Below are 22,470 nucleotides of genomic sequence, written 5' to 3' on the forward strand. Positions count from 1 at the left end.
CCGGTTCCGGCCCGCGGGGCGGCTCAGAGGAGGCCGCGCTTGGCGAGGTTGCGCATCAGCTGCCCGGTGCCGAAGGTCCACGGTGCGCAATCCTGGCTGTGGCGCATGCGGTTGACGAGGCTGCCGAGCTGCGGGGCGGCGATGGTGACGATGTCGCCCACCTTGTGGGTGAAACCCTTGCCCGGCGCATCGCGGTCCTCGACCGGCGCGAACAGCGTGCCGAGGAACAGCACCGCCCCGTCCGGATACTGGTGGTGCTTGCCGATCATCTGGGCGGCGAGATCGGCCGGATCGCGGCTGATCTTCTCGATGGTGGAGAAGCCCTCCATGCGGAAACCGTCCTCGCCCTCCACCGTCAGCGTCACGTGCATGCGGCGCACGTCGTCGAGCGAGAAGCCGTCGTCGAAGAAGCGCAGGAAGGGGCCGACCGCGCAGCTCGCGTTGTTGTCCTTCGCCTTGCCGAGGAGCAGGGCCGAGCGGCCCTCGACGTCGCGCAGGTTGACGTCGTTGCCGAGGGTGGCGCCGACGATGCGCCCGTCCGAGGCGACGACCAGCACCACCTCGGGCTCGGGATTGTTCCAGGTGGAGATGGCGTGGATGCCGGCATCCGCCCCCGTGCCCACGCTCGACAGGGGCTGGGCCTTGGTGAAGATCTCGGCGTCCGGCCCGATGCCGACCTCGAGATACTGGCTCCAGGCGCCCTGGGCCATGAGCACCTCCTTGAGGCGCATGGCCTCGGGCGAGCCGGGCTTGAGGCGGGCGAGGTCGTCGCCGACGAGGCGGTTGATCTCTTCGCGGATGGCCGCCGCGGCATCGGCATTGCCGCGCGCGCGCTCCTCGATGACGCGCTCCAGCATGGAGACGGCGAAGGTCACGCCCGCCGCCTTCACCGCCTGCAGGTCGATGGGGGCGAGGAGGTAGGGCCGAGTGGAATCGCGCGTCGCCTCCACCGAATTGGCGAGGATGGCCTCGAGCGGGCCGAGTGATTCGCCCTCGGCCCCGCGCAGGGCGGCCGCAGGTGCGGAAGTTTCGCATAGGTCACGCATCGTCGCGAAAGCGCGGCTGATATCGAAAACCTCGCCCTCGCGAACGGTCACCACCGACGGGCCGGCGGCATCGGGCCGGAAGACGCGGCCGGCCAAGGCTGCCTTGGAGAAATCGCTCGGCAGAGTGGTGGCGGTGGAAAGGGTCAGGCCCCCCATGGAATACGCTCCTCGTTGAAGTCTCGAATTTCGTTTCGCTTGCGTTTGTCGTCGATTATTCATTGAACTGTCATGTCATTGTCATGCTATGCTCGTTAGCAACGAAGAGAAGGGTCCCCGAGGGGGGCTCCGGGAGATGGGGAGGCTATCATGGCATCTCGTATTGTAACCATGGCAAGTGCGGCGGCCTTCATCGCCGCGGCGGGACCGGCTGCTGCCCAGACGCAGATCCAGTGGTGGCATGCCATGTCGGGCGCGCTCGGCGAGAAGCTCGAGAAGATCGCGAACGACTTCAACGCCTCGCAGAGCGAGTACAAGGTCGTCCCGGTCTTCAAGGGCAGCTATCCCGAGACCATGACGGGCGCCATCGCCGCCTTCCGCGCCAAGCAGCATCCGACGATCGTGCAGGTCTTCGAGGTCGGCACGGCGACGATGATGGCGGCCAAGGGCGCCGTCTATCCGGTCTACCAGCTGATGGCGGACGAGAACGAGCCGTTCGATCCGCAGGCCTATCTGCCGGCGGTGACGGGCTACTACAGCGACACGCAGGGCAACATGCTCTCGTTCCCGTTCAATTCCTCGACGCCGATCCTCTATTACAACAAGGACCACTTCAAGAAGGCGGGCCTTGACGAGAACACCCCGCCCAAGACCTGGCCGGAGGTCGAGGAATTCGCCAAGAAGCTGCAGGCGGCGGGCGTCGCGTGCGGCTTCACGACCCAGTGGCCGTCCTGGGTGCATGTCGAGAACTTCTCGGCCATGCACAACATCCCGCTGTCGACTGAGGCCAACGGCTTCGGCGGCCTCGGCACCGAGCTCAAGATCAACAACCCGACGCTCGAGAAGCACTGGACGGCGCTCGTCGACTGGCAGAAGTCGAAGGTCTTCGACTACGGCGGCCGCCAGGGCAAGTCGGATCCGAAGTTCCTCTCCGGCGAATGCGCCATGACCTTCGCCTCCTCGGCGGCGCGTGCCAACATCATGGCCAACGCCAAGTTCGGCGTCGGCTACGGCATGCAGCCCTATTGGCCGGACGTGCAGGGCGCCCCGCAGAACTCCATCATCGGTGGCGCGACGCTCTGGGTCCTCGCCGGTCGTCCGAAGGAGGAATACAAGGGCGCGGCGAAGTTCTTCGCCTATCTGTCGAAGCCCGAGGTCCAGGCCTGGTGGCACCAGCAGACCGGCTATCTGCCGATCACCAAGGCCGCTTACGAGCTGTCGCAGACGGAGGGCTTCTACGAGAAGAACCCCGGTTCCGACATCTCGATCAAGCAGATGAACCTCAATCCGCCGACCGACAACTCCAAGGGCCTGCGTCTCGGCAACTTCGTCCAGATCCGCGACATGATCGAGGAGGAGCTGGAGAACGCGCTGACCGGCAAGAAGTCGGCGAAGGACGCGCTCGACGCGGCGGCGAAGCGCGGCAACGAGCTGCTCCGCCAGTTCGAGAAGTCCAACTCCTGAATAGCGTAACGTGAATGGCGGCGCCCGGACTGCACCGGGCGCCGCCCTGTTCCTTCTGGGGGGCCGATGCAGGCAAAACGGGTCACCTTCGGCGGCGGCATCGTGCCTTATCTGCTGCTTGCGCCGCAGCTCGCCATCACCATCATCTTCTTCCTGTGGCCCGCCGGCCAGGCGCTCTACACCTCGCTCTTCGCCGAAGACGCCTTCGGCCTGTCGCGCCAGTTCGTCGGCCTCGCCAATTTCGTCGCGCTCTTCGAGGATCCGAGCTACCGGGCGAGCTTCGCCATCACGGTCGTCTTCTCCGCCTCGGTCGCGGGCATCTCGCTCGGCCTCGGCCTCCTCTTCGCGCTCGCCGCCGACAAGGTGGGGCGCAAGGCGATGGTCTACCAGACGCTGCTCATCTGGCCCTATGCCGTGGCCCCGGCCGTCGCCGCCATTTTGTGGTGGTTCATGTTCGACCCCTCGGTCGGCGTCGTGGCGCGTGGCCTCCGGGCCATCGGCATCTACTGGAACCACCACCTCAACGGCACCGATGCGCTCATCATGGTCATCCTCGCCGCCTCGTGGAAGCAGGTGAGCTACAACTTCCTCTTCTTCCTCGCCGGGCTGCAGGCCATCCCGCGCACCCTCGTCGAGGCCGCGGCGCTCGACGGGGCGGGTCCCTGGCTGCGCTTCCGCAAGATCGTCTGGCCGCTGCTTGCGCCGACGACCTTCTTCCTGCTCGTCGTCAACATCGTCTACGCCTTCTTCGACACCTTCGGCATCATCCACGCGACGACCGGCGGCGGTCCCGGCCAGTCCACCACCATCCTCGTCTACAAGGTGTTCAAGGACGGCTTCGAATCGCTCAATCTCGGCGCGTCCGCCGCCCAGTCGGTGGTGCTGCTCGTCATCGTCATCGGCCTGACGGCGCTGCAGTTCCGCCATATCGAGCGCAAGGTCCATTACTGAGGGGGCGGGGACATGGTCGAATCCGGCCGCAAGCTGACTTTCGCCGCCCATGCGGCGCTCATCCTCGGCGTCACCGCCATGGTGCTGCCGGTGTGGCTCGCCTTCGTGGCGTCGACGCATCCGGGCACGGACTTCCTCACCGGCCGCATCGGCTTCCTGCCGGGCCCGGGCCTCATCGCCAACTACAAGGAAGCGCTGTTCACCGGCTCCAGCGTCTCGGGCTTCCCGCCCGTCGGGCCGATGCTGTGGAACAGCTTCGTCATGGCCATGGCGATCGCCATCGGCAAGATCGCCATCTCGCTGCTCTCGGCCTTCGCCATCTGCTATTTCCGTTTCCCCTTCCGGGTCACGGCCTTCTGGCTCATCTTCATCACGCTGATGCTGCCGGTCGAGGTGCGCATCCTGCCGACCTTCGAGGTCGTGGCCAATCTCGGCATGCTCAACAGCTATTCGGGCCTCGCCATCCCGCTCATCGCCTCGGCGACGGCGACCTTCCTCTTCCGCCAGGTGTTCATGACCATCCCGGACGAGCTGACGGAGGCGGCGCGCATCGACGGGGCGGGGCCGCTGCGCTTCTTCTGGTCCATCCTGATGCCGCTGTCGCGCACCAACATCGCCGCGCTCTTCGTCATCCTCTTCATCTACGGCTGGAACCAGTACCTGTGGCCGCTGCTCGTCACCACGGACCAGAGCTACTACACCATCGTCATGGGCATCCAGCGCCTCGCGGCCGCGGCGGCCGAGGCCGATCCCGTCTGGCACCTCGTCATGACGACGACCATCCTCGCCATGCTGCCTCCCGTCGCGGTGGTCATCGCCATGCAGCGCCTGTTCGTGAAGGGGCTGGTCGAGACGGAGAAGTGAGCGGCGGCGCCCTGCCGGCCGCTCCTCTCACGCGTTCGGTCGCTGGCATCCGCGAAAACCGTAGACCATGAAAAACACGGATGGCCGGTTTGTGCGTTGCATGGATGCGACGAGCGCAACCCGTTCCTCTCGTCATGGCCGGGCTTGTCCCGGCCATCCACGCGTTTGGCGTTGCTCGTACTTTCAAGGCGTGGATGCCCGGGACAAGCGCGGCCATGACGACGGGATCGATGACGCACCGTGACGTCACGCCTTGTGCGTTGCAGCCGGACAGGGCGGGAGTCGCAGGCGTTCCCTGCCCCTCACCCGTTGCGCGCGGCAAAGGCCTTGATGGCGTCGACGAGGACGCGCACGGCGACATCCGCGTCGTCGGCGGTGATCGATTCGGCCGGATTGTGGCTGATGCCGCCCTTGCAGCGCACGAAGACCATCGCCGAGGGGCACAGGCGCGCCATGGCCATCGCGTCGTGGCCGGCGCCTGACGGCAGGTGCCGCGCGGCGATGCCCTGGCCCGCGACGGCCGTCTCCAGCGCGCGCATCAGGCCCGCGTCCATCGCGGTGGCCGGAGCGTCGAAATAAAGGTCGAGGTCGAGCGCCACATGGCGCCGGGCGGCGATGTCGCGCATCTCGGCCACCATCTCCTCGACGATGGCGTGGCGCACGGGATCGTCCGGCGCGCGCACGTCGAGCATGAAGTCGACGCGACCCGGAATGACGTTCGAGGCGTTGGGCGACACCTTGGCCATGCCGATGGTCGCCACGGTCGAGGGATCGCGGGCGCCGATGCGCTCGACGGCGAGGTTCATCTCGCTCAGCGCGGCGAAGGCGTCGCGCCTCAGCGCCATCGGCACGGTGCCGGCGTGGCCGGCTTCGCCCGTCACCACGCCGCGCGCCCGGGTGATGCCGTTGATGGCGCTGACGATGCCGACCGGCAGGTTCTCGCGTTCCAGCACCGGCCCCTGCTCAATGTGAAATTCGATGTAGCCCTTGACGGAGCCCGGATCGCGGCCGAGCCGCGTCACGGCCTCGGGGTCGCCGCCGAAGGCGAGGAGAGCCTCGCGCAGGCTCACCCCGTCGTAGTCCCTGCCGTCGAGCCAGGCCGGGTCGTAGGTGCCGGCGATCGCCTGCGAGGTCGAGAGATTGGTGGGGAAGCGGACGTTCTCCTCGTCGCCGAAGGCCAGCACCTCGATGGCGAAGGGCATGCGCTCCCCGCGCCGGGCGAGCTCCTCCACAGCGACGATGCCGGCCAGCACCCCGAGCATGCCGTCATAGCTGCCGGCATCGACCACGGTGTCGATGTGCGAGCCGACGAGCAGCGCCGGCGCGCCCGGCTCGATCCCCTCGTAGCGGCCGACGACGGTGCCGGCGGCGTCGATCTGCGCGCTCATGCCCGCCGCTTCCATCATGCGCTTCACCGCTTCGGCGGCGGCGCGATGAGCCGGCGAGAGGTAGAGGCGCGTCAGGCGCCCCGGCTCGTCGGTATATTGGTTGAGATCGGCGGCGAGCGTCATCAGGCGCTCGCCGAGCACGGTGGTGGGCAGGGGCGGCATGGCGATCATGGCGGTCAAGCTAGCGGGCCCGGCCATGCCGCTCAAGCGCCATCAATAGGTGGCGCGCCCGCCGGACAGGTCGAAGACGGCGCCCGTGGTGAAGCTGTTGTCCTCCGAGGCGAGGAAGGCGACCATGCCCGCCACTTCCTCGACCTCGACGAAGCGCCCGCGCGGGATCTTCGACAGCATGTACTGGATGAATTCCTCGCTCACCTGTTCGAGGATGCGCGTCTTGGCGGTGGCCGGCGTGATGCAGTTGACGGCGATGTTGCGGTCGGCGAGCTCCTTGCCGAGCGACTTGGTGAAGCCGATGACGGCGGCTTTGGACGCCGAATAGGCCGAGGCGTTGGGATTGCCCTCCTTGCCGGCGATGGAGGCGACGAGCACGATGCGGCCGTAGTTGCGCGCGCGCATGCCGGGCACGAGCGCGCGGCAGCAATGGAAGGTGCCGTCGACGTTGATCCGCTGCACGCGCGCCCACTCCTCGAGCGGGTATTCCCAGGCCTTGAACGTCGGCCCGGCGATGCCGGCGCTGTTGACGAGGATGTCGACGGCCCCGTGCGCCGCCTCCGCCGCCCTGGCGGCGGCTTCGACGGCGGCATAGTCGGTGATGTCGACGGCGCGGGCCGAGACACCCGCGCCCATCTCCTTCGCCGCCGCTTCCGCCAGGGCGCCGTCACGGTCCCACAGCTCGACGTGCTTGGCGCCGGAGGCCTTGAAGCGCTCGGCCACCGCGCGGCCGATGCCCTGGGCGCCGCCGGTGACGACTGCGACGCGCCCCGTCAAATCGATTTGATTCATGTGTTTCCTTCCCGAGTATCCCTGTTTTCGAAGCTGTTCGCGGGTCAGAGCGAGCCGGTGACGCCGCCGTCGACATAGAGCACGTGGCCGGTCACGAAGTCCGAGGCCGGCGCGGAGAGATAGATGGCGGCGCCGGCGAGTTCCTCCACCTTGCCCCAGCGGCCGAGCGGCGTGCGCTTCGTCAGCCAGGCGGTGAAGTCGGCGTTCTCGACGAGGGCGCTGTTCATCTCGGTGGCGAAGAAGCCGGGGCCGATGCCGTTGACGCGGATGCCGTGGCGGCCCCAGTCCGCCGCCATGCCCTTGGTCAGCATCTTCACCGCGCCCTTGCTCGCGGCATAGGGCGCGATGGTCGGACGCGCGAGCTCGCTGATGACGGAGCAGATGTTGATGATCTTGCCGTAGCCGCGCGGGATCATGTGCCGCGCCGCAGCCTGGCCGACGTAATAGACGCTGTCGAGATTGGTGTGGATGATCTGGTGCCAGTCCTCGTCGGCGAAATCCTCCAGCGGGGCGCGGCGCTGGATGCCGGCGTTGTTGACGAGGATGGTGAGCGGCCCGACCTCATGCTCGATGCGGGCGACGCCCTCGCGCGCCGCCGTGGCGTCGGTTACGTCGAACGGCATCGCCACCGCCTCGCCACCCGCCGCGCGGATGAGCCCGGCCGCCTTGTCGAGCTTGGCCGCGTCACGCCCGTTGAGGACGACGCGCGCGCCCGCTGCGGCAAGGCCGCGGGCGATGGCGAGCCCGATGCCCTGGCCCGAGCCCGTGACGAGGGCCGTCCGGCCCGACAGATCGAAGATCGACAGTGTCATCCCACCTCCCCCGTCAGTGGCATCCGCCGTCGTGCGCCGGATGCTCGTTGAGGGCATGTGACGACGCCGGGGCGGCCAGCGTCAAGCCGCGGGCGAGCCGGGTTGGCATGTCCGCGACGCAGGGCGGCCTCAGGCGTGGACCCCGAGCTTCTTCTGCAGGCTGGTGGAGGAGGTCGTGTACTGGAAGACGAGGCGCTTGTCCGGATAGACGTAATGGAACACGCGCTGGGCGGCGAGCGCCCCCTCGTGGAAGCCGGAGAGGATGAGCTTCAGCTTGCCCGGATAGCTGTTGATGTCGCCGATGGCGAAGATGCCGGGCACGCTCGTCTCGAACTTCTCGGTATCGACCGGGATGAGGTTCTCGTGGAGGTTGAGGCCCCAATCGGCGAGGGGGCCGAGCTTCATGGTGAGGCCGAAGAAGGGCAGCAGCACGTCGCAGGCGATGGTGAAGGTCGAGCCGTCGTCGCGGCGCACCACGGCCCCCTCCAGCACCGGTGCCTTGCCCTCGAGCTTGACCACCTGGCCGAGGTGGAAGTCCATCGCTCCCGCGGCGACGAGGGCGCGCATCTTGTTGACGGTATCGGGCGCCGCGCGGAAGGCGTCGCGCCGGTGCAGCAGCGTCAGGCGCTTCGCCAGCGGCGCGAGGTTCACCGTCCAGTCGAGGGCCGAGTCGCCGCCGCCGACGATGAGGATGCGCTTGTGGCGGAAGGGCTCCATCTGCCGCACGGCATAGAACACGCTGGAGCCCTCGAAGCCCTCGATGCCGGGGATCGGCGGCTTCTTGGGCTGGAACGAGCCGCCCCCGGCCGCGATGATGATGGCCTTCGTGACGAATTCGGTGCCCGCGTCGGTCCTGAGGCGGAAGAGCGGCGCCTCGGCTGTGCCGAGGCTCTCGAGCGTCTCCACCATCTCCGAGAGATGGAAGGTCGGGTGGAAGGGCTCGATCTGCGCCATGAGATTGTCGACGAGACCCTGGCCGGTGACCATGGGGAAGCCGGGAATGTCGTAGATCGGCTTCTCCGGGTAGAGTTCCGCGCACTGGCCGCCGACCTTCGGCAGGATGTCGATGAGATGGGCCCGGATGTCGAGGAGGCCGAGCTCGAAGACGGCGAAGAGCCCGACGGGCCCGGCGCCGACGATGACGACATCGGTTTCTATACGGTCGCTCATGGACGTAAGATGCCTCCGCTCCACGCGCGGCTTCGCGCAATCAGCCAGTTTTGCCACTAATGCCCCCTCGCGGGGGCGGGGATCAACACGTATCGGGAGAAACGCATGGCGGCCATCGAACGCACGGCGACGCGCATCACGGGATTTGCCAATCCCGAGCTCGATTTCCAGCTCATGCGCATGCTGGGCGCCGCCAGCTATGGCGGCGGCGCGCCGGGGGAGATCTTCGCCGCCCGGGCCGGGCTCGACGAAACGCCGCGCGAATGGCCGCGCCGTTTCGCCGATCTCGCCGCCGGCATCGAGCGCCTGGCCGATGTCGCGCTCGGCCGCGGCCATCGCGTCAGCGCGCGCGAGCATTACGGCCGGGCCTCGATGTACTACCGGTCGGCCGAATATTTCTGCGACCCCTTCGTCGGCGAGGCGCTGCAGTACGGGCTCGCCAGCCAGCGCTGCTTCGCCGCGGCGATGCCCCTCTTCGCCGACAACGTCATCGCTATCGACATCCCCTTCGGCGACGTGCTGCTGCCCGGCTATTTCTGCGCGCCGGCGGGCGGTGCCGTCGACGGGCGCACGCTCGTCGCCATCACCGGCTTCGACGGCACCAACGAGGAGATGTTCTTTTCGGCGGCCCGCGCCGGCCTGGAGCGCGGCTTCAACGTGCTGCTCGCCCAGGGGCCGGGGCAGGTCTCGGCGATGCGCCGCTATCCCGACCTCGTCTTCCGGCCGGACTACGAGGTGCCGCTCGCCGCCGTCGTCGATGCGGCGCTGGCGCGGCCGGATGTCAACGGCGATAGGCTCGGGCTCTATGGCGTGAGCTTCGGCGGCTATTTCGCGACGCGCGCCGCCATCCACGATCCCCGGCTCAAGGCCTTGGTCCTCAACTCGCCCATCGTCGACCTCAAGGCCTATCTCCTCGGCTTCATGCCGCCCGGGGCGGAGGAGATGGAGGACCTGCCGCTCGCCTATGTGGACGAGATCCCGGACGAGATGATGCCGGTGACGATGAAGCTCTCCTTCAAGTCCGCCTGCCGGCGCTACGGCGTCGACGGCACGCATGCCTGGCTGAAGCGTCTCGCCGACTTCCGCGCCGAGGAGGGGCTCGAGCGCATCGCCTGCCCGACGCTCGCCGTCGTCGGCGAGGGGGAGGGCGAGGAGGCGCTGCGCCAGCTTGACGTCTTTGCGGCCAAGGCCGGCGGCCGCGTGACGCGCCACGTCTTCACCCGCGCCGAGGGGGCGGACATGCACTGCCAGGTCGGCAACCTGCCGCTCGGCCTCGCCGTCGTCTACGACTGGCTGGAGGAGGTGCTGTAGGGCCTAACCCACCGGCATGACGAGCCGCGCCACGGCCTCGCGCCAGCCGGCGAGCTTGGCGCTGCGCAGCGATTCGCTCATGGCGGGCGCGAAGCGCCGCTCGACCCGCCAGAGATCCGCGAACTGCGCCGGGGCGGGGAAGACGCCGGCGGCGAGGCCGGCGAGATAGGCGGCGCCGAGCGCCGTCGTCTCCTTCACCACCGGCCGGTCGACCGGGGCGGCGAGCAGGTCGGCGAGGCGCTGCATCGTCCAGTCGGACGCCACCATGCCGCCGTCGACCCGGAGCACCGTCTCGGCGCCGTCCGCCTGCGGCCAGTCGGCCCGCATGGCGGCGAGAAGGTCGGCAGTCTGGTAGCAGACGCTCTCCAGCGCCGCGCGGGCGAGCTCGGCCGGGCCGGTGCCGCGCGTGAGGCCGAAGAGCGCGCCGCGCACGTCCGGGTTCCAGTAGGGCGCGCCGAGGCCGACGAAGGCGGGCACGAGATAGACCTGCTGCGTCGGGTCGGCATCCTCCGCCAGCTGGCCCGTCGCGGCCGCGTCCTTGATGATGCCGAGCCCGTCGCGCAGCCACTGCACCGCCGCCCCGGCGACGAAGATGGAGCCCTCGAGCGCATAGGTGCGCCGGCCGTCGAGCTGATAGGCGATGGTGGTGAGCAGCTTGTTCTTCGAGGCGACGGGGGCAGCGCCCGTGTTGACGAGCGCGAAGCACCCCGTGCCGTAGGTCGATTTCACCATGCCGGGCGTAAAGCAGGCCTGGCCGACGGTGGCCGCCTGCTGGTCGCCGGCGATGCCGCAGATGCTGATCGGCGCGCCGAAGAGCGCGGCATCGCTCTCGCCGAACCTGCCCGAGCAGTCCCGCACCTCGGGCAGCATGGAGCAGGGCACGCCGAGGAGGCGCATGAGCTCCTCGTCCCACTCCCCCTTGTGGATGTCGAAGAGGAGCGTGCGCGCCGCGTTGGTCGCGTCCGTCGCATGCACCCTGCCGCCGGTGAGCTGCCACAGGAGGAAGCTGTCGACGGTGCCGAAGGCGAGCTCGCCGCGTTCCGCCCGCGCGCGCGCGCCGGGCACGTTGTCGAGGATCCAGGCGATCTTGGTGCCCGAGAAATAGGGATCGAGGATGAGCCCGGTACGCGCCGTGAACAGCGGCTCGTGCCCCTCTTCCTTCAGCCGGGTGCAGAGCGGCGCCGTGCGCCGGTCCTGCCAGACGATGGCGCGGTGGATGGCCCGGCCGCTCGCCCGGTCCCAGACCACCGTCGTCTCGCGCTGGTTGGTGATGCCGATGGCGGCGACCTCGCGCGCCGAGGCGCCGGCCTTGTCGAGCGCCTCGCGGCAGGTCGCGAGCGTCGTCTCCCACAGGTCCTCCGGCTCGTGCTCCACCCAGCCCGAGGCCGGGAAGTGCTGCGGGAACTCGCGCTGCGCCACGGCGGCGATGGAGGTGTCGGGCCGGAAGAGGATGGCCCGCGAGGAGGTGGTGCCCTGGTCGATGGCGAGAACGTAGGTGGCCAAGGAATGTTTCCTCCGGTTCGGCTTCTTGCGGTTCGGCTTCTTGTCGTGGCCGACGCTAGCGGACGCGCATCGCCCACGCCAGAACCGCATCCGATCAGGTTGAAGCCAACCTCAACGGAATGGGTTCTCGTGGCTCAGGCGGCCTGCCTGAGCCGCGCGGCCATGAAATCGTCGAGCGCGGCCGCCTCCTCCCGTGTCAGGCGCAGGCCGAGCTTGGAGCGGCGCCACAGGACGTCCTCGGCCGTCATCGCCCATTCCTCGCCCATGAGATAGTCCACCTCGCGCTCGCTGAGGCCGGCGCCGAACTGGCGGCCGAGGTCCGCCATGGTGCGGGCTCCCTCGAGGACGGCGAAGGCGCGCGTGCCGTAGGACCGGGCGAGGCGCGCCGCGATGCCGCCGCCGAGATAGGGATGCTCGCCGGCGATGCGGCGCGTCAGCGCGTCGTAGCCGTCATGCGGGAAATCGCCGCCCGGCAGCGGCGCGCCCGCCGTCCACCCCGCCTTGGCGCGCGCCGCCTCGGGCAGCTGCGGCGCGAGCTTGTCGAGCACCGCCTCGGCGAGGCGCCGGTAGGTGGTGATCTTGCCGCCGAAGACGGAGAGGAGGAAAGGTTCGTTTCCCTCGCCCTCGCGCTTGAGCACGTAGTCGCGCGTCGCCTCCTGAGCCTTGGAGGCGCCGTCGTCATAGAGCGGGCGCACGCCCGAATAGGTCCACACCACGTCCTCGCGCCGCACGGGCTTTGCGAAATATTCGCTCGCCGCGGCGCAGAGATAGCCGATCTCCTCCTCGCTCGCCCTGACGGCGGCGGGGTCGCCGCGATAGTCGAGGTCCGTCGTGCCGATGAGCGTGAAGTCGTGCTCGTAGGGGATGGCGAAGATGATGCGGCCGTCGCTGTTCTGGAAGATGTAGCAGCGGTCGTGGTCGAAGAGCTTCGGCACGACGACGTGGCTGCCCTGCACGAGGCGCACGCCCGCCGGCGCCTTCTCGCGCACGATGCCGGCCAGCACGTCGGCCACCCAGGGGCCGGCGGCATTGACCAGCATGCGCGCCTTCACCGCCACGCGGGCGCCGTCGCTCCGCCGCTCGGCGTTGACGACCCAATGGTCGCCGCGCCGCTCGGCGCCGGTGACGCGCGTGCGTGGGTGGATGGCGGCGCCCCGCTCGGCCGCGTCGCGGGCGTTGAGCACGACGAGGCGCGCGTCCTCCACCCAGCAGTCGGAATATTCGAAGGCCGTGGAATAGCCGCCCTTGAGCGGCCTGCCGACCGGGTCGCGGCGCAGGTCGAGGCTGCGCGTCGCCGGCAGCAGCTTGCGGCCGCCGAGATGGTCGTAGAGGAAGAGGCCGAGGCGCAGCATCCAGGCGGGCCGAAGCCCGGCATGGTGCGGCAGCACGAAGCGCAGCGGCCGGATGATGTGGGGCGCGAGCTTCCACAGCACCTCGCGCTCCATCAGCGCCTCGCGCACCAGGCGAAACTCGTAATATTCGAGATAGCGCAGGCCGCCGTGGATGAGCTTGGTAGAGGCGGAGGAGGTGGCGCTGGCAAGGTCGTTCTGCTCGAACAGGACGGTCGAAAGCCCCCGCCCGGCCGCATCGCGTGCGATGCCGCAGCCGTTGACGCCGCCTCCGATGATGGCGAGGTCGAAGACCTTCTCCTGCACGCCTTGCTCCGTTCGCTTGCCCTGGTCGCGCAGCCGCCGGCTGCGCCCGCTCAACTTGCGGCAGCATAAACGAAATAGCTAGCGAAAACAATTCAGCCACAACGAAAGCGAAAACGAAAATATGCGCGCCGGAGGCCAGTTCAGCCGACCCGCGCGTGGGCCGCCAGGTAATCGAGGAACACGCGCACCCGGGCCGGCAGTTGCGCGCCCTGGCCGATGAAGACGGCATGGATCGTTTCGGTATCGCCGGGATTCAGGTCGGCCAGCACCTCGACGAGCCGGCCGGCGGCGAGGTCCGGCCCGATGTGGAAATGCGACAGACGGGCAAGGCCCGCCCCGGCGAGCGCGAGCCGGCGCGCGCTCTCGCCGTCGCCGACGAGGACATTGCCCACGGGCGGCACGGTGACGGTCGCGCCTGAAGCGTCGCGAAAAGGCCAGCCGGCGACGAGGCGGGTGAAGTTGAAGGCGATGCGGTTGTGCCTTTCGAGCTCCTCGAGCGTCGCCGGCGCGCCGTGGCGGGCGAGATAGTCCGGCGAGGCGACGACGGCCATGCGGCTCTCGCCGAGCTTGCGGGCGATAAGGGGCGAGGCGCGCATGGGCCCGACGCGGATGGCGACGTCGGCGCGCTCGTCGATGAGGTCGATGACCATGTCGGTCGCGACGATGTCGAGGGTGATCTCGGGATAGAGCGTGAGGAAGTCGGGCACGAGCCCCGTCAGCCAGTGCAGCCCGAAGGGCACGTTGCTGTTGACGCGCACCCGCCCGCGCGGCACAGCGCCTGCCGCCACCTCGCGCTCGGCCTCCGCGATCGCGGCGAGGACGGCGCGGCAGCGGCCGTAGAACGCCTCGCCCTCGGGCGTGAGCCGCAGCTGGCGGGTGGAGCGGTGCACGAGCCGCGCGCCGAGCCGGCCTTCGAGCCGCGCCACGAGCTTGCTGACCGCCGACGGCGTCATGCCGATGCGGCGCGCCGCGGCCGAGAAGCCGCCGAGCTCGACGACGCGCGCGAAAACCTCCATCTCGCCGGAGCGGTTGATGTCGAGACGACTCATGGCGCCGTTCTATCCCGTTCGATGTGAACTGAAGTCACAGATCCTGTGCCTTCCGCCATGCTAGTTCACGCCGCCGACCGGTTCCATCTCTCACCGCGAGCGGCCGGATGGCCGGACGAACAGGAGATGGACGATGGAATTCAGGCGGTTGGGAGCATCGGGGCTGAAGGTGCCGGTCCTGTCCTTCGGCGCGGGGACCTTTGCGGGCAAGGGGCCGCTCTTCGGCGCCTGGGGCAACACGGATGCCGGCGAGGCGCGCCGCCTCCTCGACATCTGCCTCGAGGCCGGGCTCAACCTGTTCGACACGGCCGACGTCTATTCCGACGGCGCCTCGGAGGAGGTGCTGGGCGAGGCGATCCGTGGCCGGCGCGACAAGGTGCTGATCTCCACCAAGACGGCGCTGCCCATGGGCGAGGGGCCGAACGATGCCGGCGCCTCGCGCGCCCGGCTCGTGAAGGCGACCGAGGATGCGCTGCGCCGCCTCGGCACGGATTACATCGACCTCCTGCAGCTGCACGCCTTCGACGCCGGCACCCCCGTGGAAGAGGTGCTGGCGACGCTGGACGCGCTCGTGCGCGCCGGCAAGGTCCGCTATGTCGGCGTCTCCAACTTCGCCGGCTGGCAGCTCATGAAGTCCCTCGCCGCCGCCGAGCGGCACGGCTGGCCGCGCCATGTGGCGCATCAGGTCTATTACTCGCTCGTCGGCCGCGACTACGAGTGGGACCTGATGCCGCTTGCGCAGGACCAGGGCATCGGCGCCCTCGTCTGGAGCCCGCTCGGCTGGGGTCGCCTGACCGGCAAGATCCGCCGCGGCGCGTCCGTGCCCGCCGGCAGCCGCCTCAACGAGACCGCCGATTTCGGCCCGCCGGTGCCGGAGGAGCGGCTCTACAGCGTCGTCGACGCGCTCGACGAGATCGCCGCCGAGACCGGCCGCACGGTGCCCCAGATCGCCCTCAACTGGCTCATCGCGCGCCCGACGGTGGCCTCCGTCATCATCGGGGCGCGCAACGAGGCGCAGCTGCGCGACAACCTGGGCGCCCTCGGCTGGCGCCTCACCGCCGAGCAGATGGCGAAGCTCGACGCCGCGAGCCGCGTGACGCCGCCCTATCCGCATTTCCCCTATCACCGGCAGGAGGGTTTTGCGCGGCTCAACCCGCCGATGGTGTGAGGGCGGATCCGCACCGCGCCGGCGGGCAGGAGCGATGCGGCCGGCGATTGTGGTAAAGGACGGGCGGCGGCCCTCTCCCGGCCGTCGCCGCCTTGGGAAAGCCTCGATGCCCGACAGACCCGCCGTGCTCTTCGTCTGCCTCGGCAACATCTGCCGCTCGCCGCTGGCGGAGGCAGCCATGCGGGCCGAGGCGTCGCGGGTGGGGCTCGATCTCCTCGTCGATTCGGCCGGCACGGGGCACTGGCACGTCGGCAAGGCGCCCGACAGGCGGGCGCAGGCCGTGGCCGCCCGCAACGGCATCGACATCAGCGGCTATCGCGCCCGGCAGGTGGTGCGCGAGGATTTTTCGCATTTCACCCATGTCGTCGCGCTCGACCACGACAATCTCGCCCGGCTCCTCGCGCTGCGCCCGGCAGGCGCAGGCGCCGAGGTGAGCCTGTTGCTCGACCATGTCCCCGGCCGCGCCGGCGAGGCGGTGGCCGATCCCTATTACGGCGAAGCGGCCGGCTTCGACACGACCTGGGCGGATGTGACGGCGGGCGCGCGGGGGCTCGTGGCGCGGCTGTCGGGAGCGTCGTGAGGCGGGCGGAAACTGCCGTGCCGGAGGATGGACCCGTCGCGAGCGGCGGTCCGTTCGAGCCAAGGATCGCAAGGTGATGCCCAGCCGCTCGGGGTCTCCATCTTGACATGCCGTTATTTACATAACATGATATATAACATGTTAAACAAATCCTCGCCCGAAGACACGCTCCGCTCCCTTGGCCTGATGACGCTCGGCAGCCGGTTGAAGCGTCTCGGCGAGCGGCTCCAGGCGGAGGTGCAGCCGATCCTGAGCGAACTGGCACCGCCGGTGGCCGCGGGCCAGCATCCGCTCCTTGCGGCGCTGTCGAAGCACGGCGCGCTGACGGTGGGCGAGCTCGCGGCGCTGCTCGGCGTCGCGCAGCCGGGGATCACCCGGGCTATCGGGCAGCTCGCCGGGATCGGCCTCGTCGCGGTCACCACCGCGGCGGAGGACGGCCGCCGGCGGCTCGTCTCCCTCTCGCCGGACGGGGAGGCCTTCGTGGCCGCCGCGCGGGAAGGGGTCTGGCTTCGTGTCGAGAAGGCGGTGGCCGACCTTTGCGCGGGGTTCGGCGACGAGCTTCTGGCGCATGTCGCCAGCATCGAGGACGGGCTCGCGCGAAAGCCGCTGACGGCGCGCGCCGGGGAGGACCGAGAGAAATGACCGCGCATGAGCTCGATCGCCCCGCCTGGGCTTCGCTGACCTCGCGGCACGAGGCCTTCGCCGACGGGGACGCGAAGGCGCGGCGCTATCGCCCCTCGATCGTGCCGTTCGCGGCCAGCGCCGACGACAGCCCCGAAAGCCTCGAGGCCCTCGGGACCCTGCTGGAGCAGGGCGACACGGCAATCCTCCTGCAGGCCGGCGAGATCCGCCTGCCCGCGAGCCTCCGCGCCATCCGGCGCGCCGAAGGCGTCCAGATGGTGGCCGACGGCGGCCACGCACCCTTCGAGGACGAGAGGATTGTGAAGCTCGGGCCGGCGGATGCCGAGGACATGCTGGCGCTCGCCGCGCTCACCGAGCCCGGCCCCTTCACCCTGCGCGCGCTCGACATCGGCCGCTTCTGGGGCGTGCGCGAGAACGGCCGGCTGGTCGCCATGGCCGGCGAGCGCATGGCCCAGCCGGGTCACGTCGAACTCAGCGGCGTCTGCACCCATCCCGAAGCAAGGGGCCGCGGCCTCGGCCACCTGCTGTCGCGCTACGTGGCGGGACGGATCGCGGAAAGTGGAGACCGGCCCTACCTCCACGCCTTCGCCAGCAACACGGCCGCCATCCGCCTCTACGCGTCGATCGACTTCACCTTGCGCACGACGATGCAGGTCGCGGTGATCCAGCATATCGACGACTGACGCGATAGTGCTGCGGGTCTGGGCTTGGCGCGCATCTGCCTCATGGGCGCGAGAATGTCTCTCGCCCTATCATGTTTAAACACGCTTGACCTTGTAGGACGATTGCCCTAGGGATTTTCTAGGTCAACCGTCCTACGGGCGTTTTATGGTGCCGAACGAACTGCGTCGGAGCAGGAAGATGGGCGCGACAGATACACGCCAGGAGATCGTTGCCGCTGCGGATCGCCTCTTCTACGAGCGCGGGTTCGAGGCGACGTCATTTGCCGACATCGCGTCGGTGGTCGGGCTATCGCGCGGGAATTTCTACTATCACTTCAAGACGAAGGACGAGATCCTGCAGGCCGTCATCGCCCGGCGCCTGTCGATGACCCGGGACATGCTCGACGCATGGCAGGTGGAGGGTGCCGACGCGGCGGATCGCATCCGCAGCTTCATCGGCATCCTCATCATGAACAAAGAGAAGATCGTCGCCCACGGCTGCCCCGTCGGCACGCTCTGCACCGAACTGGCGAAGCTCGATCATCTCGCCAAGGGGGAAGCCGCCAAGCTCTTCACGCTGTTCCGCGACTGGCTGGCAGGGCAGTTTGCCGCCCTCGGCCGCGAAGCCGATGCCGACGCGCTGGCCATGCACATCCTGATGCGAAGCCAGGGCGTCGCGGTCCTCGCAACGGCCCTCGGCGACGAGAGCTTCATCCGCCGGGAGGTTGACGACATGAGCGCATGGCTCGAGGCGCAACGTCCCGACAGGTCCGCGCTTCCGCAAGCCGCGACCGTCAGTTAGCCCGAGGGAGGCGCCCCATGTTCGTTGTCACGCTCAAGTTCACCGCCGACAAGGCCAGGGCAGCCGCGCTCATGGACGGACACAATGCCTGGATCAGGCGTGGCTTCGACGACGGTATCTTCCTTTTGTCCGGCGGCCTTCAGCCGGGCGTGGGCGGTGCGGTTCTTGCCCACAACGTCTCCCGGGCCGATCTCGAGGCCCGCGTGAACGAAGATCCCTTCGTCGCGGAAGGTGTCGTCAGCGCCGACATTCTGGAAATCGCGCCGGGCCGCACCGACGATCGCCTGGCTTTCCTCAAGGCCTGAGCCATGAGCACGACCATTCCCGGCCCGGACGGAAAGCCCCGCTGTCGCTGGTGCGCGGCCGCCCCTGAATTCCTCGCCTATCACGACACCGAGTGGGGATTTCCGGTCGATGACGATCGCCGGCTTTTCGAGAAGCTGTGCCTGGAGGGGTTCCAGTCCGGCTTGAGCTGGCGGACCATCCTCGCAAAGCGTGAGAGCTTCCGCGCCGCCTTCCTTGGCTTCGACTTCGATCGCATCGCACAGTTCACGGAGGCCGATGTCGAACGGCTCCTCAACGACAGGGGCATCGTGCGGCACCGCGGCAAGATCGCATCGGTCGTCAACAACGCCCGGCGTGCGCAGGAGCTGATCAGGCAGGAGGGCTCGCTCGCCGCCTATGTCTGGCGCTTCGAGCCGAAGGCGCGCGAACTCGCCGCGCCACAGACGGCATCGACATCCGCGGCATCGATCGCGATGTCCAAGGACCTGAAGAAGCGGGGATGGTCGTTTGTCGGCCCGACGACGGTCTACGCCTTCATGCAGGCGATGGGGCTGGTCAACGACCACGCCCACGGATGCGTCATCCGCGACATGGCCGCCGAGGGAAGAGCAGCCTTCCAGCCTCCCCGGACCGGCACCGGGCGGCAATTTTCATAGAACGCCTGTGGGTGGGCTGCATCGGGCTCATCGCGCGCGATAACGCGCAACCCAGCGAGCGGCCGCCTGCGCTCTGCTGGCCGGACGATACATCAATCAGTGGTATGGAAATGGCGCGCCCGAAAGGATTCGAACCTCTGACCCCCAGATTCGTAGTCTGGTGCTCTATCCAGCTGAGCTACGGGCGCAACCAGCGCCGGCTTCACGCGAAGTGTCCGGCGACGAGGCCGTTCAATTAAAGCCTCACGGGCCGCTTGGCAAGCCCTGCCGTGCGATAATCCTCTGCGTTGTCCACCGGTCGGCCGGCCGGCCGTTCCAAGGCGCGGCTGAGCCGGAGGAAACTCGACGTGGCGGGTCCGGCACGCGGCCGCGCGGACGCTGCAGGCGCCGCCGCTCAGGCGCCGTTGCCGTTCGTGCGGTCCGGCAGGTGGATGCGGAAGGTGGCGCCGGGGCCCTCCTCCTCGAGCACGATGTGGCCGCCGTGCAGGGCGACGAGTTCGGCCGTGATGGCGAGGCCGAGGCCGACGCCGCCGCGCCGGCTCGTGCCCTGGAAGGCCTCGAACAGGTGCTCGCGCGCCTTGGCCGGCACGCCCGGGCCGTTGTCGCCGACGCGGATCACGGTCGAGCGGCCGTCGCGCCGGGCGGCGATGGTGAGCGTCGGCGCGGAGGGGCCGGCGCCCGCCTGGGCCAGGGCCTGCACGGCGTTGCGGCCGAGGTTGATGAGGATGCGCGAGAGCTGGTCCGGGTCGGCGTCGACGGTGATGTCCTCATCCATGTCGACGACGAAGGTGATGCCGTTGCCGGCAAGGTCGAGGAAATCGGCGAGGTCGCGCACCAGCGGCGCCAGCCTGACGACGCGCCGGCGCGGCTGCGGCTCGGCCGCGCGGCCGTAGGCGAGCGTCGCCTCGCAGAAGGCGATGGCGCGCCCCAGCGTCGCGATGAGCTTGGGCGCGACGCGCCGCACCGTCGGGTCCGACAATTGGCTCAGCCGGTCGGAGAGGAGCTGGGCCGAGGCGAGCAGGTTGCGCAGGTCGTGGTTCACCTTGCTGACGGCGAGGCCGAGGTTGGCGAGGTGCTTCTTCTGCAGGAGCTCGCGCGACAGCGTCTCCTGCATTAGGGCGAGCGCGCGCTCGACCTCGCCGATCTCGTCGCGCCGCTCCGAGGGGCGGATGACCCGCTCCGCATCCTCCGGGTTGTGCTCGAAGGCCGTGACATTGGCCGCGAGCCGGCGCACCGGGCGTACGATGATGAGGTGGAGCGCGAGATAGACGAGGAAGGCCGTGATGCCGGAGATGGCGAGCGACAGGATGAGGATGTTGCGCGAGAAGGTGAGCATCGCCACCCTGAGCGGCCGCTCGTCCATCACGATCTCGACGAAATCCGCTCCCCCCTTGCCGGCCCCGATGACGCGCACCGGCCCCTGGGCCGGAAAGACGAGCGTCTCGAAGGCGTCGGCGATCAGCGTCGCCCAGTGGGCGTCGCGCAGGTCGATGACGCGGGCGACCTCGGGCGGCATCTCGGCGGTGGCGAGCAGGCGCCGCGCACCGCCGACGCGCACCGCCACGGCCCGGGCGCCGACGCCGGCGAGCAGCTTCTCCTCGAAGCCGGAAGGGACGCCGCCGGGCGGCACGGCCTCCAGCACGACACCCGCCACCTGGGCGGCGGCGAGCCGGTCGTTCAGCCAGTTGCGGCGGAAGTTGGCGACCGAGGGCACATAGATCAGCACCTCCGCCAGCATGACGAAGAGGCCGGTGAGCACGAGCAGGCGCGCCGACAGGCCGAAACGGACGGCCCCGCGCGGGTCGCCCGTTGGCGCGCGCTCGCTCTCGATGTTCTCGTCCGGCCGTGCGTCCATGACGCTCCGCTTCGCCCCGTGCCTTGCCGTCTCCGGCGCCGTTCAGCCGAACCGGCGCAGGAAGCCGATGAGCCGCCTCACCATGGGCTTGGCGGCACTCGGCGTATAATATGACATGGCGACGCGCCGCGAGATTTCGGAGAGGGTGGGGTAGGGCACGGTGAGCCCGGCGAGATCCCTGATCCTGAGGTTGCGGGTCATGGCGAGCGTCCACGGGGTGATGAGCTCGCCCGCGCCGGGCGCGGCGATGCCGCAGCCGAGGATGCGCCCGCCGCGGCCGAGGATGACCTTGATCTCGCCCTCCGTCCGCCGCTCCGCCTGGGCGCGGTCGTTCTCGGCCACCGGCCAGCGCAGCACGGTGATACGCCCGCCGTCCGCCCGCGCCTCCTCCTCCGTCATGCCGACGACGGCGAGCTCCGGGTCCGTGAAGATGACGCGCGGCATCGCCCGCATGTCGACGCGTGGCCTGAGGCGGAAGAGGGCGCTGCGGATCACGAGCCCGGCATGATAGTTGGCGACATGGGTGAACTGCCGGCCGCCGCCGTCCGGCCCGGCGCAATCGCCGATGGCGTAGACGCGCCGGTTGCTGGTGCGAAGGTGCTGGTCCACCGCGATGCCGCGCTCGTCATGGGCGATGCCGGCCGCCTCGAGCTCGAGCCCGTCCGTCACCGGGCGGCGGCCGGTGGCGACGAGGAGGTGGCTCGCCTTCAGCTCCGTGCGGGTGCCCCGGTTCTCGATGACGAGGCGGATGTCGCCGTCCTCGCCCGCGACCTCGCTGACGGTGGCGCCTTCGCGGATGACGACGCCGTCGCGGCGCAAGGCGGCGAGGACATGGGCGGCAAGCTCGGGATCCTCCCGGCCGAGGGCGCGTCCGGCCTCGATCACGGTGACCGGCGCGCCGAGGCGCCGGTGCGCCTGCGCCAGCTCGAGGCCGATGGTGCCGCCGCCGACGATGACGAGATGCTCGGGCCGCCGCGTCAGGTCGAAGGCCGTCTCGTTGGTGAGGAAGGGCACGCTGTCGAGGCCGGCGATGGCCGGCACGGCCGGGCGCGAGCCGGTGGCGAGGACGAAGCGGCGCGGCTTCACGATGACGTTGCCCGCTTCCAGCGTGTCGCGGGCCACGAACCGGGCGCTGGCGCGCACCACGCGCACGCCGAGGGCGGTGAAACGCGCCACCGAATCGTTCGGCGCGATGGCGCCGATGACCGAGCGCACATGCTCGCGCACGCGGGCGTAATTGACCTGCGGGTCGAGCGTGCCGAGGCCGAACTCGCCCGCCTGGCGGATGTCGTGGGCGCGCCTTGCCGCGGCGATCAGGGCCTTCGACGGCACGCAGCCGACGTTGAGGCAGTCGCCGCCCATCTCCCCGCGCTCGATGAGCACCACCGGCACGCCGAAGGCGGCGGCCGCCGCCGCGACCGACAGGCCGGCCGAGCCGGCGCCGACGATGCACAGGTCCGGACGCAAGGTCTCCGTCACGGCACACTC

21 protein-coding genes and 1 tRNA gene are annotated in these 22,470 nt (G+C 69.4%); 11 read left to right on the forward strand and 11 right to left on the reverse strand.

What is annotated here, in order from left to right; translation table 11 throughout:
• Positions 1-23: 23 nt before the first annotated feature.
• The gene (locus AL346_RS08115) at positions 24-1,202 is read right to left on the reverse strand and encodes a fumarylacetoacetate hydrolase family protein (protein ID WP_019404843.1); all 1,179 of its coding nucleotides are present in this window, start codon (positions 1,200-1,202) and stop codon (positions 24-26) included.
• A 150-nt stretch (positions 1,203-1,352) separates the two neighbouring features.
• On the opposite strand from AL346_RS08115, the gene ugpB reads away from it, so the two are divergent.
• The 3 genes from ugpB to ugpE all read left to right on the forward strand — a co-directional run bounded on the left by ugpB (position 1,353) and on the right by ugpE (position 4,481).
• The gene (gene ugpB / locus AL346_RS08120; RefSeq protein ID WP_040405674.1) at positions 1,353-2,666 is read left to right on the forward strand and encodes a sn-glycerol-3-phosphate ABC transporter substrate-binding protein UgpB; all 1,314 of its coding nucleotides are present in this window, start codon (positions 1,353-1,355) and stop codon (positions 2,664-2,666) included.
• Positions 2,667-2,732: 66 nt separating this feature from the next.
• Positions 2,733-3,617 (forward strand): sn-glycerol-3-phosphate ABC transporter permease UgpA, encoded by an 885-nt coding sequence (ugpA, locus tag AL346_RS08125; protein WP_019404845.1) that lies wholly within the window; start codon positions 2,733-2,735, stop codon positions 3,615-3,617.
• 12 nt (positions 3,618-3,629) lie between these two features.
• On the forward strand, positions 3,630-4,481 hold the full coding sequence (gene ugpE, locus AL346_RS08130) for a sn-glycerol-3-phosphate ABC transporter permease UgpE (RefSeq protein ID WP_019404846.1): 852 nt from the start codon (positions 3,630-3,632) through the stop codon (positions 4,479-4,481).
• Positions 4,482-4,783: 302 nt separating this feature from the next.
• Here ugpE and AL346_RS08135 read toward each other — a convergent pair whose 3' ends face one another.
• The 4 genes from AL346_RS08135 to AL346_RS08150 all read right to left on the reverse strand — a co-directional run bounded on the left by AL346_RS08135 (position 4,784) and on the right by AL346_RS08150 (position 8,814).
• Entirely contained in the window at positions 4,784-6,067 is a 1,284-nt protein-coding gene (locus AL346_RS08135) for an allantoate amidohydrolase (RefSeq protein ID WP_245258983.1), read from the reverse strand.
• A 15-nt stretch (positions 6,068-6,082) separates the two neighbouring features.
• Positions 6,083-6,832, reverse strand: a complete 750-nt coding sequence (locus AL346_RS08140) for an SDR family NAD(P)-dependent oxidoreductase (protein WP_019404848.1) — start codon at positions 6,830-6,832, stop codon at positions 6,083-6,085.
• 44 nt (positions 6,833-6,876) lie between these two features.
• Positions 6,877-7,644: a glucose 1-dehydrogenase gene (locus AL346_RS08145; RefSeq protein WP_019404849.1), complete on the reverse strand. Its 768-nt coding sequence runs from the start codon at positions 7,642-7,644 to the stop codon at positions 6,877-6,879.
• Positions 7,645-7,773: 129 nt separating this feature from the next.
• Complete coding sequence (locus tag AL346_RS08150; protein ID WP_019404850.1) at positions 7,774-8,814, reverse strand: NAD(P)/FAD-dependent oxidoreductase; 1,041 nt, start codon at positions 8,812-8,814, stop codon at positions 7,774-7,776.
• Positions 8,815-8,919: 105 nt separating this feature from the next.
• On the opposite strand from AL346_RS08150, the gene AL346_RS08155 reads away from it, so the two are divergent.
• Positions 8,920-10,125, forward strand: coding sequence for a S9 family peptidase (locus AL346_RS08155; protein WP_019404851.1), 1,206 nt, complete (start codon positions 8,920-8,922; stop codon positions 10,123-10,125).
• 3 nt (positions 10,126-10,128) lie between these two features.
• On the opposite strand, the gene glpK is transcribed toward AL346_RS08155, so the two are convergent.
• The 3 genes from glpK to AL346_RS08170 form a co-directional block, all read right to left on the reverse strand.
• Entirely contained in the window at positions 10,129-11,628 is a 1,500-nt protein-coding gene (glpK, locus tag AL346_RS08160; protein WP_053193510.1) for a glycerol kinase GlpK, read from the reverse strand.
• Positions 11,629-11,762: 134 nt separating this feature from the next.
• The gene (glpD, locus tag AL346_RS08165) at positions 11,763-13,283 is read right to left on the reverse strand and encodes a glycerol-3-phosphate dehydrogenase (RefSeq protein ID WP_019404854.1); all 1,521 of its coding nucleotides are present in this window, start codon (positions 13,281-13,283) and stop codon (positions 11,763-11,765) included.
• A gap of 140 nt (positions 13,284-13,423) precedes the next feature.
• Positions 13,424-14,332 (reverse strand): LysR family transcriptional regulator, encoded by a 909-nt coding sequence (locus AL346_RS08170; RefSeq protein ID WP_019404855.1) that lies wholly within the window; start codon positions 14,330-14,332, stop codon positions 13,424-13,426.
• 133 nt (positions 14,333-14,465) lie between these two features.
• Here AL346_RS08170 and AL346_RS08175 point away from each other — a divergent pair, with 133 nt between their 5' ends.
• From AL346_RS08175 to AL346_RS08205, 7 genes are all read left to right on the forward strand, one after another.
• Positions 14,466-15,500, forward strand: coding sequence for an aldo/keto reductase (locus AL346_RS08175; protein ID WP_019404856.1), 1,035 nt, complete (start codon positions 14,466-14,468; stop codon positions 15,498-15,500).
• 106 nt (positions 15,501-15,606) lie between these two features.
• Positions 15,607-16,080, forward strand: a complete 474-nt coding sequence (locus AL346_RS08180; protein ID WP_019404857.1) for a low molecular weight protein-tyrosine-phosphatase — start codon at positions 15,607-15,609, stop codon at positions 16,078-16,080.
• A 138-nt stretch (positions 16,081-16,218) separates the two neighbouring features.
• The gene (locus AL346_RS08185) at positions 16,219-16,722 is read left to right on the forward strand and encodes a MarR family winged helix-turn-helix transcriptional regulator (RefSeq protein ID WP_019404858.1); all 504 of its coding nucleotides are present in this window, start codon (positions 16,219-16,221) and stop codon (positions 16,720-16,722) included.
• Positions 16,719-17,405: a GNAT family N-acetyltransferase gene (locus AL346_RS08190; protein WP_019404859.1), complete on the forward strand. Its 687-nt coding sequence runs from the start codon at positions 16,719-16,721 to the stop codon at positions 17,403-17,405. The genes AL346_RS08185 and AL346_RS08190 overlap by 4 nt, the downstream gene beginning before the upstream one ends.
• A 178-nt stretch (positions 17,406-17,583) precedes the next feature.
• Complete coding sequence (locus AL346_RS08195) at positions 17,584-18,186, forward strand: TetR/AcrR family transcriptional regulator (RefSeq protein WP_019404860.1); 603 nt, start codon at positions 17,584-17,586, stop codon at positions 18,184-18,186.
• 17 nt (positions 18,187-18,203) lie between these two features.
• A complete protein-coding gene (locus tag AL346_RS08200) occupies positions 18,204-18,491 on the forward strand; it encodes a YciI family protein (RefSeq protein WP_019404861.1) in 288 nt (95 codons plus the stop codon).
• A 3-nt stretch (positions 18,492-18,494) separates the two neighbouring features.
• Positions 18,495-19,127 (forward strand): DNA-3-methyladenine glycosylase I, encoded by a 633-nt coding sequence (locus AL346_RS08205; RefSeq protein WP_019404862.1) that lies wholly within the window; start codon positions 18,495-18,497, stop codon positions 19,125-19,127.
• A 111-nt stretch (positions 19,128-19,238) separates the two neighbouring features.
• Here AL346_RS08205 and AL346_RS08210 read toward each other — a convergent pair.
• The 3 genes from AL346_RS08210 to AL346_RS08220 form a co-directional block, all read right to left on the reverse strand.
• Positions 19,239-19,315, reverse strand: a tRNA-Arg gene (locus AL346_RS08210).
• A gap of 206 nt (positions 19,316-19,521) precedes the next feature.
• Positions 19,522-20,982, reverse strand: coding sequence for a HAMP domain-containing sensor histidine kinase (locus AL346_RS08215; RefSeq protein ID WP_082312465.1), 1,461 nt, complete (start codon positions 20,980-20,982; stop codon positions 19,522-19,524).
• A 42-nt stretch (positions 20,983-21,024) separates the two neighbouring features.
• Positions 21,025-22,461: an NAD(P)/FAD-dependent oxidoreductase gene (locus AL346_RS08220; RefSeq protein WP_026015589.1), complete on the reverse strand. Its 1,437-nt coding sequence runs from the start codon at positions 22,459-22,461 to the stop codon at positions 21,025-21,027.
• Positions 22,462-22,470 lie beyond the last annotated feature (9 nt).

Source organism: Chelatococcus sp. CO-6, assembly GCF_001271345.1.
Taxonomy (GTDB): Bacteria; Pseudomonadota; Alphaproteobacteria; order Rhizobiales; family Beijerinckiaceae; genus Chelatococcus_A; species Chelatococcus_A caeni.

Bases quoted from the DNA above. Each gene is read 5' to 3' on its own strand.
- ugpE (WP_019404846.1), top strand. From the start codon at position 3,630: ATGGTCGAATCCGGCCGCAAGCTGACTTTCGCCGCCCATGCGGCGCTC.
- AL346_RS08190 (WP_019404859.1), top strand. From the start codon at position 16,719: ATGACCGCGCATGAGCTCGATCGCCCCGCCTGGGCTTCGCTGACCTCG.
- AL346_RS08150 (WP_019404850.1), bottom strand. From the start codon at position 8,814: ATGAGCGACCGTATAGAAACCGATGTCGTCATCGTCGGCGCCGGGCCC.
- AL346_RS08140 (WP_019404848.1), bottom strand. From the start codon at position 6,832: ATGAATCAAATCGATTTGACGGGGCGCGTCGCAGTCGTCACCGGCGGC.
- AL346_RS08145 (WP_019404849.1), bottom strand. From the start codon at position 7,644: ATGACACTGTCGATCTTCGATCTGTCGGGCCGGACGGCCCTCGTCACG.
- AL346_RS08170 (WP_019404855.1), bottom strand. From the start codon at position 14,332: ATGAGTCGTCTCGACATCAACCGCTCCGGCGAGATGGAGGTTTTCGCG.
- AL346_RS08135 (WP_245258983.1), bottom strand. From the start codon at position 6,067: ATGGCCGGGCCCGCTAGCTTGACCGCCATGATCGCCATGCCGCCCCTG.
- AL346_RS08185 (WP_019404858.1), top strand. From the start codon at position 16,219: ATGTTAAACAAATCCTCGCCCGAAGACACGCTCCGCTCCCTTGGCCTG.
- AL346_RS08200 (WP_019404861.1), top strand. From the start codon at position 18,204: ATGTTCGTTGTCACGCTCAAGTTCACCGCCGACAAGGCCAGGGCAGCC.
- AL346_RS08175 (WP_019404856.1), top strand. From the start codon at position 14,466: ATGGAATTCAGGCGGTTGGGAGCATCGGGGCTGAAGGTGCCGGTCCTG.
- AL346_RS08180 (WP_019404857.1), top strand. From the start codon at position 15,607: ATGCCCGACAGACCCGCCGTGCTCTTCGTCTGCCTCGGCAACATCTGC.
- AL346_RS08205 (WP_019404862.1), top strand. From the start codon at position 18,495: ATGAGCACGACCATTCCCGGCCCGGACGGAAAGCCCCGCTGTCGCTGG.
- AL346_RS08155 (WP_019404851.1), top strand. From the start codon at position 8,920: ATGGCGGCCATCGAACGCACGGCGACGCGCATCACGGGATTTGCCAAT.
- AL346_RS08115 (WP_019404843.1), bottom strand. From the start codon at position 1,202: ATGGGGGGCCTGACCCTTTCCACCGCCACCACTCTGCCGAGCGATTTC.
- ugpA (WP_019404845.1), top strand. From the start codon at position 2,733: ATGCAGGCAAAACGGGTCACCTTCGGCGGCGGCATCGTGCCTTATCTG.
- AL346_RS08215 (WP_082312465.1), bottom strand. From the start codon at position 20,982: ATGGACGCACGGCCGGACGAGAACATCGAGAGCGAGCGCGCGCCAACG.
- ugpB (WP_040405674.1), top strand. From the start codon at position 1,353: ATGGCATCTCGTATTGTAACCATGGCAAGTGCGGCGGCCTTCATCGCC.
- AL346_RS08195 (WP_019404860.1), top strand. From the start codon at position 17,584: ATGGGCGCGACAGATACACGCCAGGAGATCGTTGCCGCTGCGGATCGC.